This is a genomic window from Geobacter pickeringii (assembly GCF_000817955.1).
Classification (GTDB): domain Bacteria; phylum Desulfobacterota; class Desulfuromonadia; order Geobacterales; family Geobacteraceae; genus Geobacter; species Geobacter pickeringii.
This window is the reverse complement of sequence record NZ_CP009788.1, coordinates 3,411,472-3,426,496: the sequence shown is the minus strand read 5'-3', so window position 1 is coordinate 3,426,496 and position 15,025 is coordinate 3,411,472. Positions and strand designations below refer to the sequence as shown.

The 15,025-nt window shown below is 63.8% G+C and carries 14 protein-coding genes and 1 tRNA gene; 14 read left to right on the top strand and 1 reads right to left on the bottom strand.

Annotated features, from left to right (window positions below; translation table 11 throughout):
* Window positions 1-17: 17 nt before the first annotated feature.
* The 5 genes from atpG (at window position 18) to GPICK_RS15565 (ending at window position 4,926) form a co-directional block, all read left to right on the top strand.
* Window positions 18-881 carry an ATP synthase F1 subunit gamma gene (gene atpG, locus GPICK_RS15585; RefSeq protein WP_039744765.1) on the top strand — a complete coding sequence of 288 codons (864 nt, stop codon included), beginning with the start codon at window positions 18-20 and terminating at the stop codon, window positions 879-881.
* Window positions 882-941: 60 nt separating this feature from the next.
* Complete coding sequence (atpD, locus tag GPICK_RS15580) at window positions 942-2,354, top strand: F0F1 ATP synthase subunit beta (RefSeq protein ID WP_039744763.1); 1,413 nt, start codon at window positions 942-944, stop codon at window positions 2,352-2,354.
* Window positions 2,355-2,412: 58 nt separating this feature from the next.
* Entirely contained in the window at window positions 2,413-2,829 is a 417-nt protein-coding gene (locus tag GPICK_RS15575) for a F0F1 ATP synthase subunit epsilon (protein ID WP_039744760.1), read from the top strand.
* Between the two features lie 91 nt (window positions 2,830-2,920).
* Entirely contained in the window at window positions 2,921-3,973 is a 1,053-nt protein-coding gene (gene pdxA, locus GPICK_RS15570; protein WP_052263462.1) for a 4-hydroxythreonine-4-phosphate dehydrogenase PdxA, read from the top strand.
* Complete coding sequence (locus GPICK_RS15565) at window positions 3,970-4,926, top strand: transglycosylase domain-containing protein (protein WP_039744758.1); 957 nt, start codon at window positions 3,970-3,972, stop codon at window positions 4,924-4,926. The genes pdxA and GPICK_RS15565 overlap by 4 nt, the downstream gene beginning before the upstream one ends.
* A 63-nt stretch (window positions 4,927-4,989) precedes the next feature.
* Here GPICK_RS15565 and GPICK_RS15560 read toward each other — a convergent pair whose 3' ends face one another.
* Complete coding sequence (locus tag GPICK_RS15560; protein ID WP_039744756.1) at window positions 4,990-5,994, bottom strand: hypothetical protein; 1,005 nt, start codon at window positions 5,992-5,994, stop codon at window positions 4,990-4,992.
* A 188-nt stretch (window positions 5,995-6,182) separates the two neighbouring features.
* Between GPICK_RS15560 and GPICK_RS15555 the strand changes: the two genes are divergently transcribed.
* The 9 genes from GPICK_RS15555 to mqnC all read left to right on the top strand — a co-directional run bounded on the left by GPICK_RS15555 (window position 6,183) and on the right by mqnC (window position 14,864).
* Window positions 6,183-7,832 carry an ATPase, T2SS/T4P/T4SS family gene (locus GPICK_RS15555; protein WP_039744754.1) on the top strand — a complete coding sequence of 550 codons (1,650 nt, stop codon included), beginning with the start codon at window positions 6,183-6,185 and terminating at the stop codon, window positions 7,830-7,832.
* Between the two features lie 13 nt (window positions 7,833-7,845).
* Entirely contained in the window at window positions 7,846-8,916 is a 1,071-nt protein-coding gene (locus GPICK_RS15550; protein ID WP_039744753.1) for a type IV pilus twitching motility protein PilT, read from the top strand.
* 100 nt (window positions 8,917-9,016) lie between these two features.
* Window positions 9,017-9,093: transfer RNA gene (locus tag GPICK_RS15545), tRNA-Pro, on the top strand.
* 176 nt (window positions 9,094-9,269) lie between these two features.
* A complete protein-coding gene (locus GPICK_RS15540; protein ID WP_144400109.1) occupies window positions 9,270-10,703 on the top strand; it encodes a UbiD family decarboxylase in 1,434 nt (477 codons plus the stop codon).
* Window positions 10,700-11,230 (top strand): hypothetical protein, encoded by a 531-nt coding sequence (locus GPICK_RS15535; protein WP_039744750.1) that lies wholly within the window; start codon window positions 10,700-10,702, stop codon window positions 11,228-11,230. The genes GPICK_RS15540 and GPICK_RS15535 overlap by 4 nt, the downstream gene beginning before the upstream one ends.
* Window positions 11,220-12,116 carry a 4-hydroxybenzoate octaprenyltransferase gene (locus GPICK_RS15530; RefSeq protein WP_039744748.1) on the top strand — a complete coding sequence of 299 codons (897 nt, stop codon included), beginning with the start codon at window positions 11,220-11,222 and terminating at the stop codon, window positions 12,114-12,116. Before GPICK_RS15535 ends, GPICK_RS15530 begins: the two co-directional genes overlap by 11 nt.
* Window positions 12,113-12,721, top strand: coding sequence for a UbiX family flavin prenyltransferase (locus GPICK_RS15525; RefSeq protein ID WP_039744746.1), 609 nt, complete (start codon window positions 12,113-12,115; stop codon window positions 12,719-12,721). The genes GPICK_RS15530 and GPICK_RS15525 overlap by 4 nt, the downstream gene beginning before the upstream one ends.
* Entirely contained in the window at window positions 12,718-13,800 is a 1,083-nt protein-coding gene (gene mqnE / locus GPICK_RS15520) for an aminofutalosine synthase MqnE (RefSeq protein WP_039744744.1), read from the top strand. Before GPICK_RS15525 ends, mqnE begins: the two co-directional genes overlap by 4 nt.
* Window positions 13,800-14,864 carry a cyclic dehypoxanthinyl futalosine synthase gene (mqnC, locus tag GPICK_RS15515; RefSeq protein WP_039744743.1) on the top strand — a complete coding sequence of 355 codons (1,065 nt, stop codon included), beginning with the start codon at window positions 13,800-13,802 and terminating at the stop codon, window positions 14,862-14,864. The genes mqnE and mqnC overlap by 1 nt, the downstream gene beginning before the upstream one ends.
* Window positions 14,865-15,025: the final 161 nt, after the last annotated feature.

The window sequence follows — 15,025 nt, the reverse complement described above, 5'->3', positions numbered from 1 at the left end:
AGGACGGTGCTTCGCCCATGCCAAGCCTCAAAGCGATAAAAAAACGTATCACGTCTGTCAAAAATACCCGGCAGATCACCAAAGCCATGAAGATGGTCTCGGCGGCCAAGCTCCGCCGGGCCCAGGAAAGCGTGGTTGCTGCCCGTCCCTATGCCCAGAAGCTGGGCGAAGTTCTCGAGCGGCTCGCCAAGAGCAGCGACGTGGAGGGAATTCCGCTTCTCCAGAAGCGGATGGCTGAGAAAGCGCTTCTTATCGTCGTGACCTCGGACCGGGGGCTCTGCGGCGGGTTCAATGCGAACATCTGCAAGACCGCCGAGCGCTTTCTGAAGGAAAAGAAGGGTGAATATGCCGAAATCAGCGTACTGACGATCGGTCGTAAAGGTCACGACTTCCTGAAGAATCGGCATAACGTCTGGAAGAATCATGCGAACGTGCTCTCAAGCCCCAACTACCAAGTGGCAGCGCTGATAGCACGCGAGGTCATCGATGGTTTCCTCGCGGAAGAGTACGACGAGGTCTTTGTTCTCTACAACGCGTTCCGCAGCGTTATGTCTCAGGACATCACCCTGACGCAGTTGTTGCCGATCGTTCCTCCGGTCTCGGAAGAGGACGAGTACGCACCCGAGTATATTTATGAGCCGTCCAAGGGCGAACTTCTCCAGGAAATCCTGCCGAAGCACGTCGAAGTCCAGATCTTCAGGTCACTCCTCGAGTCCGTGGCCGCCGAGCACGGCGCGCGGATGACTGCGATGGACAGCGCTTCCAAAAACGCCACCGAGATGATTGGCAAGCTGACCCTGCAGTACAACAGGGCGCGGCAGGCAGCCATTACGAAGGAACTGATGGAGATCATTTCCGGCGCTGAATCGATCAAGGGATAACAACTAATTGTTCGAATAGAAACGAGAGGCCAAACGCGGCCGCAGGAGGAAGAGGGTACAATGAGCCAGAACATCGGAAAAATTTCGCAGGTCATCGGCGCCGTCGTCGACGTCGAGTTTGAGCCAGGCAAGCTGCCGGCAATCTACAATGCTCTCAAGGTCACCAATCCGTCCATCGACGACCGCGAGTACAACCTGGTGCTCGAGGTTGCCCAGCACCTGGGTGAGAATGCGGTTCGGACCATCGCTATGGATTCCACTGACGGTCTCGTGAGAGGTCAGGAGGTCCTTGACACCGACAAGCAGATTTCGGTTCCCGTCGGCCGCAAGACCCTCGGCCGCATTCTGAACGTTGTGGGTGAGCCTGTTGACGAGATGGGCCCGGTTAATGCCGAGAAGGAATATGGTATCCACCGTTCGGCTCCCGCCTTTGAGGATCAGTCCACCAAGGTTGAGGCATTCACCACCGGCATCAAGGTCGTCGACCTGCTCGCTCCCTACGCCCGGGGCGGCAAGATCGGCCTCTTCGGCGGCGCCGGCGTCGGCAAGACCGTTCTCATCATGGAGCTCATCAACAACATCGCCAAGCAGCACGGTGGCTTCTCGGTTTTCGCCGGGGTTGGCGAGCGTACCCGTGAAGGGAACGACCTCTGGATGGAAATGAAGGAGTCCGGGGTTATCGACAAGGCCTCCCTGGTTTACGGCCAGATGAACGAGCCTCCCGGGGCCCGTGCCCGAGTTGCGCTGACCGCCCTCGCCATCGCCGAATACTTTCGGGATGAAGAGAACCAGAACGTGCTCCTCTTCATCGACAACATCTTCCGGTTTACCCAGGCAGGTTCCGAGGTTTCCGCGCTCCTCGGCCGGATTCCTTCCGCCGTCGGCTACCAGCCGACCCTCGCTACCGAAATGGGTGAGCTCCAGGAGCGGATCACCTCCACCAAGAAGGGGTCCATTACCTCGGTTCAGGCCATCTACGTTCCGGCCGACGACCTGACGGACCCGGCGCCGGCGACGGCCTTCGCCCACCTCGACGCGACGACGGTTCTTTCCCGTCAAATCGCCGAGCTCGGCATCTACCCGGCCGTTGACCCCCTCGACTCAACTTCCCGGATTCTCGACCCACAGGTCGTGGGAGACGAGCACTACAAGGTCGCCCGTGACGTTCAGTACGTCCTCCAGCGGTACAAGGACCTCCAGGACATCATCGCCATTCTCGGTATGGACGAACTTTCCGAGGAGGACAAACTCGTCGTTGTCCGTGCCCGGAAGATCCAGCGTTTCCTCTCCCAGCCGTTCCACGTTGCCGAGGCATTCACCGGCACTCCCGGCGTCTACGTCGAGCTCAAGGACACCATCAAGGGGTTCAGTGAGATCGTGGCCGGCAAGCATGACGATATTCCCGAGCAGGCATTCTACATGGTCGGCACCATTGAGGAAGCCATTGAGAAGGCCAAAAAGCTCGCCGCGTAATTACCACCATTCACTGCCTGCCGGCGCTATCCGTCGGCAGGCGCAAGGATGACGATAGATGGCTGAAAAGATAACTCTTGAACTGGTAACCCCCTACCGCAAGGTCCTGACTGAAGAGGTCGACGAGATAACCGCCACGGGCGCACTCGGAGAATTCGGCGTTCTTCCCGGCCATGCGCCACTCCTTTCATCTCTGAGAATCGGTGAACTCAGCTACAAGAAGGGGGGTGCCGTCAGCCACCTTGCCCTTAACTGGGGGTACCTCGAGGTGAAGGACGACAAGGCTATCGTTCTTGTCGAAACCGCCGAGCGGGCCGATGAGATCGACTTTCAGCGGGCAAAGGCTGCACTTGGTCGCGCTGAGGAGGCGCTGAAGAAGCTTACCATCGAAGACAAGGATTATCGGGTGATGGAAGCCGCCCTCGAGCGTGCCACCATCCGGATGCAGGTGGCCTCCAAGGCGGCCCGTAAGTAGAACAGGACAGACATTATCTGAAAAGAGCGGCAGAGCCGCTCTTTTTTTTTGCCGAAGCGCGCGTTGCGATGGTGAGATAGTGGAGAACGCCATGAAAGATCAGTTGCCCCTCGTCGCCGTCACCATGGGTGATCCATCTGGCATAGGTCCAGAGATAATCGTGAAGGCGCTGGCGTGGGCTGACATCAGTGCGAGGTGCCGCCCCCTCGTTCTTGGAGTACGGGGAGCCTTGGAACGGGCCCTTGCCGTTACCGGGGCGAATCTCGTTATCCAGCCGGTCGGAAGCGATCTCCCCCAACAATGGGAGGCCGGAGTGCTCTATCTTCGGGAGGTCGCCGCGCTTCAACCCGATGATATGGTATTCGGTAAACCGTCTCTGGCAGGGGGAGAGGCGACGTTTCGCAGCATCACCGAGGCGGCGCGTCTTTGCCAGGCAGGGATAGCCGATGGGATGGCGACGGCGCCGATCAACAAGGAGGCGCTCAATCGTGCTGGCCACCACTATCCGGGCCATACAGAGCTGCTGGCGGAGCTGACCGGCACAGACGACTACGTGATGATGCTTGCCGGAAAGCGGCTCAAGGTCACGCTCGTCACGATCCATGTGGCGCTGGCAGAGGTCCCGCGACTCGTGACGCGGGAGCGGGTGCTCGCCACCATCCGGATCACCAATCGGGATGTGCAGCGCTACTTCCGTCCCCATCCGCGCATCGCGGTGCTCTCCCTCAATCCCCACTGCGGGGAAGGGGGATTGTTTGGCGACGAAGAGCGGACCGCCATCGCCCCCGCGGTGGCTGCGGCACGGCGCGAAGGAATCGACGCCATCGGCCCCCTTTCGGCCGATACGCTCTTTCATTTTGCCGCCCGGGGCGACTATGATGCCGTCGTCTGCATGTATCACGACCAGGGACTCATCCCGTTGAAGCTTCTCCACTTTGACGATGGCGTCAATGTGACCCTTGGTCTCCCGATCATCCGCACGTCGGTCGATCATGGTACTGCCTATGATCTGGCAGGGACGGGGACGGCATCGGAGCGAAGCATGGTTGCTGCCATTGAGATGGCTACCGAGATGGCTCTCGTGCGGCGCAGGGGGACCGGGAGTCGCGGGCTGCAGGAGGAAACGACACAGTGGGAACAATGAAAAAAACAGCACTTGTCGCCGCCGTTTTGGTGATCGCCTACGGCTGCTATATCGGTGTGTCGCTCATGTTTCTTCCCTCCGTGGGAATCCTCCAGAACCGCAAGACCAATCTGACGATCCAGGTCAAGGACTGGCAGGGCGAATACCATCCGTTCACCGTCGGCCCGAAGAACCGCTACTGGACCCCGTCGGGAGCCATACCGTCGGAGATGAAATGGGCGGTGATCGTTGCCGAGGATGCTAATTTCTACAAGCATGAGGGGGTTGACGTAAAGGCCCTCAAGAACGCCATCAAGTACGACCTGGAAAAGAAGAGTTTTGCCCGGGGGGCATCCACCATAACCCAGCAGGTGGCAAAGAATCTCTTCCTCTCCCGGGAAAAGACGATTTCACGCAAGATCAAGGAGATCGTCCTCGCGAGGCGGATGGAGGAAGAGCTGACGAAGGGGCGGATCATCGAGCTCTATCTGAATGTGGTGGAGCTGGGACCGATGGTCTATGGGGTCGGCCACGGGGCGCGCTACTACTTTGGCAAGCCGGCATCGGCCCTGACCCCCCGCGAGTGTGCGTTTCTGGCCGCCATGCTTCCCGGTCCCCGCGTCGCGTATAACCCGTACAAGAATCTCGATAAGGTCGTGAAGCGCTCGGACATGATCCTCCGTCTCCTGCGCGGCAAGGGGGTCCTTTCGGAAGGCGAGTACCGGCAGGCGTTGCAGCAGCTACCCAACGTGGCGGGCCTTCAGCGGAAGGTTGATGCAAGCATCAAGCAGGAAGAGACGACCTTCAGGAATACGTCTTCGGCCACCCTCCCCGGAGCGGGGGAGGAGCCGAAGAAGGAGGGGGAGCCGCTGCCGCCGGCTTCGCAACCGGCTCCGGAAGGAGCGCCTGGCGGAGACGGGCAGGGAGGCACCGCCTCGGTGGGTGGCGGCACTCAGGAGATGGAGAAGAAATGATGAGAGGGCGGGACCTGTTCCCGCCCTCTCGCGTTTGCGGCGTGCTCCGATCAGGCGGGGCCGTCAGATCCTGAAGGGTTCGATCTCGGGGTCGGCAAAATCGTTGGAGACGCTGAGGTGCCGTTCAGCGCCGTCCACCACCACCTTGACGGCACACGGCTGGCCCGGTTCGGCCTTGGTATACCGGAGGAGGATCTTTGCTGCGGCGTCAAGCAGCTCATCGGTGACGGTGCCCATGAGAACCCCGAGGGGGCTCCCGCCGTCGAGCCAGCGGAAGGCCGCCTCCCCGGCCTGCAGGCTGTGGGAAAGGAGCTCGTTCTCCGCTTCGTTCCGGCCGATGAGGGCCTTGGTCCGGGGGCCGACGCGGAAATGGCGGCCGACCTTGAGGAGGCGGAAGTCGCGCAGGTTGAGCTGGTCCGAGTGGGCGAACACATCCTTGACCTTGGAGACAAAGGAAACTTCGGTCAGGAGGCACCCCCCCGCCGGGCAAGGGTAGTTCTTCACGTCGAGTTCGTCGGCAAGCTGCATCTGCTCCTTGCGAGAGCGCCCCTGAATGGCGAGGAGCTGCTCGCGGTCGACCCATCCCTCGCGCTCCGGCAGGGTCGGTTCGAAATGCTTGGCCGAGAGGGGGCGAAGGAGAAGTCCTTCCAGCCCGCTTTCCCGCTCGATCACCCGGAGGGTGTCGCGGCGCTGGCTCATGGGACGCTGACCGAGAACCTCCCCCGTGATGACGAAGTCGGCACCGCTTGCGGCCAGGTACTCCTTGGCCTTTCTGAGCAGGAATATCCGGCAGTCGACGCAGGGATTCATCGCCTTGCCGTAGCCGTGCCTCGGGTTGCGGACCACTTCGAGATAGTCCACCCCCTTGTTCATGATCTTGATTGGAATGCCGAATTCCTCGGCGACGCGGACCGCTTCGGACTTGCAGCCGGCGCTCTTGGCCGTGCAGGTACAGAATGGCGAGGTGAAATTGAGGGCCTCAACCTCGATCCCCTGCTCAAGCATGACCTTGACCGCAAGGGTGGAGTCGAGACCTCCCGAGAGGAGGGCGAGTGCTTTTCGTTTCATGGTCGCTCCTGGGGCGCCATCGCGGACGACGGAAGGCAAAAGACGGGACGGTCTTCGCGACAGGGCCGGATTTTTGCATCAGGCTAGCACAGCGCCAGCGGGAATGTAAAGGGTGGCGCAGGGGTAACTGGCGAAAAAGAGCTCAAGAACGGACCGATCCGGCCGATGGTACAAAAGGGAGGAACGCAATGGAAAGCATCGTCAAGGAAGGGTCCCTCGGCTCCATTCTCTTCAAGTGCCAGATCATCAGCGAAGACGACATCCGGGCGGCCCTGGAGGAGCAGGTCCAGACGGGAAGCCGCTTCGGCGAGGCGCTCGTCAGGCTCGGCATCGTGACCCAGGAGGATATCGACTGGGCGCTCTCCAACCAACTCAATATTCCGTACGTACGCCTCAAGCCGACCATGGTCGACAGGGGGGCCGTGGCGTTCGTCCCGGCGGCCCTGGCCCGCCAGTACAACCTGATGCCGCTCATCTGCGCCGGTGGCGAGCTCAGCATCGCCATTGCCGACCCCCTCAACAATGCCGCCATCGCCGCGGTCGAGAAGGCCACCGGCTGCACGGTCTCCATCTCGGTGGGGCTCATCCGCGAGATTCGCGAGATGCAAGAGCTGTTCTACGGCCCCTCCGAGGTGGCGGAGAGTCTCGGCTTTACCTCGGCAAATTTCCCCTCCGCTGCCCTTGAGGCGATCAACCGCGACCTCGGCGGGGCGAAACTCGTCGATTACCTCCTCCTCTTCATTGTCCAGCAGAAGCTGTCGTCTCTGTCCCTCCAGCCCGTTGGCGACGCCGTGATCATTGCCGCCCGGCGTGGCGGCCAGACGCGGGAAGTGGGGAGGCTCGCCCCCACCCACTACCCCGAGGTGATCCTGCGGGTGCGCAAACTCGCCCGGATTGTCGGCGCCGGTGAGTTTGCCGTCCGGGGCGAGCTCAGCTTTGCGTGGAAAGGAAAGACCATCGCCTTCCAGGTGGCGCTCCTGCGGGGGGAGGGGGGAGACCACCTCACCCTCCGGATGCACATCGCGACCCAGTTCCCGGCCACGGTGGCCGATCTCGGGCTTTCCGCGGAAAAGATGGCGACCTTCGAGACGCTGGCCGCCGCGGAACGGGGGATGGTCCTCGTCGGTGTCCGGGAGCCGGACCTGCGCAGTCGGATGATCGATCTCTATCTTCAGGAGCACGAAACGGCAGCGAAGACTGTTATCGTGCTCGGCGGGGGGGCGGGGCAGGGCGAAAAGCGGTTCCCGCGCGTGCCGCTCTCCCCCGATACGGACCTTGGGGAGGTGGTAACGGCGGTACTTGAACACGATCCCGATATCATCGTCCTGGAAGACGCCACCGACGAACGCTCCTTTTCCGCTCTGTGCAAGGCGGCGATCCGTGGCAAGCTTGTGGTGGCCGGTATGGCGTTCGGCGATACCGCTCCCCTGCTGAAGCAGCTCCTGTACTTCCGTGACCGGCACTACCTCGCGCCGGGCCAGCTGCGGGGAGTGATCGTCGCCAAGGGGATCCGTACCCTCTGCCCCGACTGCCGGAGAAGCGAACCGTGTACCCCCGAGGAGGCACGGATGCTCCGCCTTGGCGAGGGGGGGAGCTGCTGCCGGGCGGCAGGGTGTCCGGCGTGCGACCAGACGGGCCACGGCGAAAAACGGTACCTCGTGGATCTGCTGACAATCGACGAGGGTGCCCGCGGACACCTTGAGGGGGCCGCCACGGCGGACGAATTCCTCGACTACGCAAAGACCCGCGGATGGCGGGGGCTGGCGGAAGAGGGGCGGGAGCTCCTCACTGCCGGCGACCTCTCCCCAGAGGAGTTCGCGGCATCCATTCTCACCTGACGGAGACGTATCCATGGCACGCATAGACGCACTCTTCAAAATGCTCAAGGAGCAGGGAGCATCGGACCTGCACCTCTCCTCCGGGGCCCCCCCGATCTTCCGACTCCACGGGGAGATGGCCCGCCAGAACTTCAAGCCCCTCACCCACGAGGAGCTGACGTCGATCCTCTACGAGATCCTGGACGAGAAGCAGAAGGAGACCTTCGAGACGAGGCACGACCTGGACTTCGCCTACGCCATCCCGGGGCTTGCCCGTTTCCGGGGCAACTACCTGATGACCCACCGGGGGGTCGCCGCGGTCTTCCGGATCATCCCGAGCAAGATCCTGTCGGCCGACGATCTGGGGCTTCCGGATGGGGTCCGGAAGATGACCCAGTTCAAGAAGGGGCTGGTGCTGGTCACCGGGCCCACGGGGTCGGGGAAGTCGACGACCCTGGCCGCGATGATCGATCTCATCAATGCCACCCGCAAGGAGCATATCCTCACGCTGGAGGACCCCCTGGAGTTCATCCACGAGAACAAGATGTCGCTCCTCAACCAGCGTCAGATCGGGGAGCACTCCGACAGTTTCACCAACGCCCTGCGGGCGGCATTGCGGGAAGACCCCGACGTGATCCTCGTCGGTGAGATGCGGGATCTGGAAACCATCAGCCTCGCCATGAGCGCCGCCGAAACCGGACACCTCGTTTTCGGGACCCTGCACACCAACTCGGCGGCCAAGACCATTGACCGGATCATCGACGTCTTCCCCAAAGACGCCCAGGAGCAGACCCGCACCATGCTCTCCGAGTCCCTCAAGGGGGTCGTCTGTCAGCAGCTTCTCCGGACTGCCGACGGCAAGGGGCGTTGTGCGGCGCTGGAGATCATGCTCGGTACGCCGGCCATCGGCAACCTGATCCGGGAGGGTAAGACCTTCCAGATACCTTCCATCATCCAGACCGCCAAGAAGGACGGGATGCAGTTGATGGACCAGCACCTGCTCGACCTCCTCAAGATGAAGAAGATCGCGCCGGAGGAGGCGTACCGCTGTGCCCAGGACAAGAAGCAGTTCGAACAGTATCTGCCGGAAAAACCGGCGCAATAGCCGCTGTAGCGGCGGTGCCGCGCCGCCGGCTCTTTCGCGGCGGGTCGAAAAATAGCTTGCGCGGTCGGGACCTCCGTGGTATATACGAAGTTCTCTGTGTCGGGGCGTAGCGCAGCCTGGTAGCGCACCTGCTTCGGGAGCAGGGGGTCGGAGGTTCAAATCCTCTCGCCCCGACCAGCTTTAGACGCTGTACGTGAGGAGGCCACCCAGACGGGTGGCCTTTTTTTTGTTCGTTCTGCGACGCTTCCGGTGCTGGTTCGGGTGGTGGCCGTGCCGAGAAAATGGTTGTCACCGTCAGGGCGAAATGCTAGGTATCAGAGAGTTGCGGCTGAATGGGGAATGGGGGCGGCACCATGTTTCGCAGCCTGCACGAGTTTCTCGAAGAGCTCGAACGCCTGGGCGAACTGCACCGGGTGGGGAGCGAGGTCGATCCGCGGCTTGAGATCGCTGCCGTCACTGACCGGGTGTGCAAATCGGCCGACGGCGGAAAGGCGCTTCTCTTCGAAAAGGTGCGGGGTGGCGAGATTCCGGTGGCCACCAATCTCTTCGGTTCGCCCCGGCGGATGGCGGCGGCCTTGGGACTCTCGGCCCTCGAAGAGCTGACGGCGCGGATGGAGGAGCTTCTCGGGCCGGCTGCGGGAGATGGGGATTCCGATCCTCTGGCGGCATCTCATGTCGCCGATGCGCTGCGGCGGTATCTACCGGTGCCGGTGACCGCGGCCCCCTGCCAGGAAATTGTCGAAACGGCTCCCGAACTCTCCCGTTATCCCTTTCTCACTTCCTGGCCCGGCGACGGTCATCCCCACGGTGACGGTCGCTTCATCACCCTGCCGCTGGTTATCACCCGCGATCCGGACACCGGCTGCGCCAACTGCGGCATGTACCGGGTCTGGATCGCCGGGGAGCGCAATGCCGGCATCCGCTGGTATGTTGGGACGGGGGGGAATCGCCACGAACGGAAATACCGTGAGCGTGGCGAACCGATGCCGGTGGCGGTAGCCGTCGGAGGGGATCCGGCCCTTGCCCTGGCCGCCATGCTCCCCTTGCCGGATGGGGTTGACGAGATGCAGTTCGCCGGCTGGCTTCGCGGGGCGCCGCTGGAGATGGTCCGGTGCCGGACGAGCGAGCTGCTGGTGCCGGCCGGTGCCGAGCTTGTCATCGAGGGGTGCGTAGAGCCGGGGGAGACGATCCTGGATGGCGCCTTCGGCAATCACACCGGATTCTACGTCCCCGCCGCCCCCGTGCCGCATCTTCGGGTTTCGTGCGTGACCCGGCGTAGGGCGTGCGTTTACCCGGCCACGGTGGTGGGGCCTCCTCCCATGGAGGACTGCCACCTGGCGCAGGCGGCGGCCCAGCTTCTTCTTCCGCTCTTCCGCCGTCGCTGGTCCGATATCGTCGACATCTCCTTTCCCGCGGAGTGGATCTTCCACGGCGGCGCCATCGTCTCGATCAGAGGGGGGGCGGCGGCCCGGGCCAAAGAACTGATGGAAGAGCTGTGGGCGTCGGAGCTGATGGGGGGGGCGCGGCTCATCGTCGTGGTGGATGAGGATGCGGATGTCCGGGACCTGTCGCACGTCGCCTGGCGAATCGCGAATCTCCCCGACTGGCGGCGCGATCTGGTGATCTCCGGGCGGGAGCGGGGGACGCCACTTTTCCCCTGGCTCGGGAGCCGGCTCGGAATCGACGCCACCCGCAGTGGCGGCGGGGGAACAAGGCCGCCGGAGCTGGCAATGGACGCGGAGATACGTCGAATGGTAGATCAACGCTGGGGGGAATACGGTTTTTGAACTCACGCCGCATTTTCTGCTATTGGGGGCTCCTGCTGGGGGTGATGCTCCTGTCCGGATGTTACCACCTGCGCCTGGAGGCGACCCCGCTCGATGCGCCACGGTTCGAGGTTTCGCGGCCACCGGCCGACGTCTATGCCACTGTGAAATACCTCCTGGCCCGGGACCGGTACGAGTTCGAGCAGGACGACGCGAAGGAGCGGGTCCTCCTGACCGGTTTCCGTCACTTCTCCACCCGCGCGGGGGGGCTCACCCTGCCGGCGGGGGGACGGCTCTACTTCCAGCGGCTGAAGATCACGGTGCGGGAGGTCGAAGGGGGGAGCGAGGTGACGGTGGAGTCGGCGGATCTGGAGATCCGTTCGAGCTACGCCTACGACGAGGGAGGGAAGGTCAATTACTTCAAGAAGCGCTACCCCTACGAGCACTATCCCGGCATGTTCGACCTCGATGTCGTCAACAGGGAGCTGAACAGCGTGGGAAGGGATCTGGAAACCGCGCTGCGCACGGGAGTGAGAAATGGTCAGTGATGAGCGGATGGAGACAGGAATGGTGAAGAAGGTAGCCGTCTTTCTGGAGATGATCAAATTCTCCCATACGGTTTTTGCGCTGCCGTTCGCGTTCACCGGCGCGATCCTGGCCGCCCGGGGGCTTCCGACGGCGGCCCAGGCGTTCTGGATCCTGATGGCGATGGTGGGGGCCCGGACCGCTGCCATGGGGCTGAACCGCTTCATCGATGCGGAGATCGACGCCCGCAACCCCCGCACCGCCGGCCGCGCCATTCCGGCGGGACTCATCGGCAAGGGGACCGTTGCCGTTTTCATCGCCGCCTCGATCGCTCTGATGCTCTACGCTGCCCACCGCCTGAACCCCCTCTGCCTCTCTCTGGCGCCGGTGGCGCTCTTCTTTCTCGTGCTCTACTCCTACTGCAAGCGGTTCACCGCGCTTGCCCACGTGGTCCTCGGCATCTGCCTCGCCGCCGCCCCCCTCGGGGCGTGGATTGCCATCCGGGGAAGCGTCGGGGTGCCGGCCGTGCTTGTCGGCCTTGCGGTCCTCTTCTGGGTCGCCGGGTTCGACATCCTCTACGCCCTCCAGGACCTGGAGTTCGACCGGGCGAGCGGCCTCCATTCCATTCCGGTGCGGCTCGGCGTGAACGGTTCCCTCTGGACCGCCCGCCTCTTCCACGGGGTGATGGTCCTGCTCCTGGCGGCTCTCGCCCCCGTTGCCGGTCTCGGGGGATGGTTCGTGGCCGGCTTTGCGCTGTGCGTCGCGATGCTCTTCTACGAGCACTGGCTGCTGCGCAGTGGCGATCTCTCCCGACTCGACGCTGCGTTCTTCAACATGAACGGCTACATCAGCATCACCCTCTTCGTTGCCACCCTCGTCGACGTGCTGGCGGGGAGGGGGGGCGCATGAGCGGGAGGCACGTGGTTCTTGCCCTGACGGGGGCATCGGGCGCGGCCTACGGCCTGCGGCTCGGCGGGGAACTGCTGCGAGGGGGACACCGGGTCACCTTTCTGGTGAGCCGGCCGGGATTCGCCGTCTTGCGCGAGGAGTGCGGCCTCTCCTGGGAGGGGGATCCCCCCGCCGTTGCCGAGCACCTGGCCGCCTATTACGGGGAGACCGCCGGGACGCTGCACTATTATGCCGATGACGATCTGCTGGCCCCCATTGCCAGCGGGTCCCGCGCCCCCGACGCCATGGTGGTCTCTCCCTGTTCCATGGGGAGCCTTGCCCGGATCGCCGCCGGCCTTTCCGGCACCCTCATCGAGCGGTGTGCCGACGTGGCGCTCAAGGAGGGGCGGCCCCTCGTCCTCGTCCCCCGGGAGACGCCGCTTTCGCCGATCCACCTGGAGAACATGCTGAAGCTCGCCCGGCTCGGGGTCCGCATCGTCCCGGCCATGCCCGCCTTCTACCAGAAACCCGCGACGGTGGATGATCTCGTGGCGTTCGTGGCCGGCAAGGTCCTCGATACCCTCGGCATCCCCCACACGCTCTTCACACGCTGGGGTGAACCATGATAACGCTTGCTGCCATCACCGAGAAGGTCATGTCGGGTGAACGGATCACCGACGACGAGGCCCTCTTCCTCTTCGACTCCCACGACCTCATCGCCTTGGGGGAACTGGCCTCCGCCGTCAACCGCCGCCGCAACGGCGACCGGGTCTTTTTCAACGTCAACCGGCACATCAACCACACGAACATCTGTGTGAACCGCTGCGCCTTCTGCGCCTTTTCCCGCACCGCCGACGAGCCGGGAGCGTACCTCTACGATCTGGAGGAGGTCCGCAACCGGGCGATGGAGGCCCGTGCCCAGGGGGCCACGGAGATCCACATCGTTGGCGGCCTCCACCCGGACCTGCCGTTCGAATTCTACCTCGAACTGCTCCGGACCGTGAAGTCGGTCTCCCCCGATCTCCACGTGAAGGCCTTCACCGCCGTGGAGATCGACTACCTCGCCCGCATCGCGGGACTCTCCCTTGCCGAGACCCTGCGGGAGCTGAAGGGGGCCGGACTCGGCTCCCTCCCCGGCGGCGGGGCGGAGATCCTCGGGGATGCGGTGCGGCGCAGGCTCTGCCCCGAGAAGATCTCCGGCGAGCGGTGGCTCGCCGTCATGGAGGAGGTCCATCGGGCGGGGCTCAAGTCCAACGCCACCATGCTTTTCGGCCACATCGAGAGCTACGCCGACCGCGTCGACCACATGCGACAACTCCGGGAGCTTCAGGACCGGACCGGCGGGTTCCAGGTCTTCATCCCCCTTGCCTTCCAGAAGGAGAATAATCCCCTCGGCCATCTGAAGCGACCCGGCTCCGGGGGGGTCGACGCCCTGAAGACCCTGGCCGTGGCCCGCATCTACCTCGACAACTTCGCCAACATCAAGGCCTACTGGGTCATGCTGGGGGTGAAGATCGCCCAGGCGGCCCTCGCCTTCGGGGTGAACGACCTAGACGGCACCGTGGTGGAGGAGAAGATCGGCCACGACGCCGGCGCCGCCACCCCCCAGACCATGGGGCGCGACGAGATTGCCGCCCTCATCCGCACGGCCGGCCGGGTGCCGGTGGAGCGGGATACCCTCTACAACGAACTGCGGACCTACTGATGACGACGCATGCACTGAAAAAGAGCGAGCGGGGCGAGCCCCTCACTCGTGGAGAAGCGCTGGAGCTTCTGACCAACGGCGATCTCCTGGCCCTCGGGCGGGTTGCCGACGGCATCCGCCGCCGGATGCATCCGGAGGAGCTGGTTACCTTCGTGGTGGACCGCAACGTGAACTACACCAACGTCTGCGACTCCAAATGCAGATTCTGCGCGTTCTACCGCGACCTCGATGCCCCGGACGCCTATTTCCTCGACGAGGAGACGATCTACGCCAAGATCGCCGAACTGGTGGAGCGGGGGGGGACCCAACTCCTGATGCAGGGGGGGCTCCACCCCCAGCTCGGCATCGAGTGGTTCGAGGCGCTCTTTCGCGGGATCAGGGGGCGGTTCCCCCGGGTGCAGAACCACTCCCTCTCGCCGGCGGAGATCACCCAGATCGCCGCGATCTCGAAGCTCGCCATCCCCGAGGCGATCCGGCGCCTGCGGGAGGCGGGGCTCGATTCGATCCCCGGCGGCGGGGCCGAGATCCTCGTTGACAGCGTGCGGCAGGCGATATCCCCCAAGAAGATCGGCTGGGAAGGGTGGGCCGCGGTGATGCGGGAGGCGGCGCGGCAGGGGATGCCGACCACCGCCACCATGATGTTCGGCAGCACGGAGCGCCCCGAGGATATCGTCGAGCACCTCTTCCGGGTCCGGGAGCTCCAGGCCGCCGGCGGCTCCTTCACCGCCTTCATCCCCTGGACCTACCAGCCGGGGAACACCGAGCTCGGCGGCCGGAGCGCCACCGGCGTCGAGTACCTGAAGGTGCTGGCCCTTTCCCGGATCGTCCTCGACAACATCCCCAACATCCAGGCGAGCTGGGTGACCCAGGGGGCTGCCATGGCCCAGGTGGCGCTCTTCTTCGGTGCCAACGACCTGGGGGGGACCATGCTGGAGGAGAACGTGGTCGCCGCCGCCGGCTGCACCTTCCGGATGAGCCTCGAAGAGATGGTGGAACTGATCCGCGACGCCGGCTTCCGGGCGGCCCAGCGGACTACCCTCTATGAGATAATCCGGGAGTTCTAGCGGCTCGCGTCCGCTTGAACGTCATCTTCGCCTCGGCCTCAATCGCGCCATCCCCGACGTTGCGTTGCTACGCCTGCGGTGCCGCTCAATTGGCCACGGCAAGCCTGGCGCAGATCCGAACACGATGAACCATCTGCAGATATTCACACCCTACGACTGGA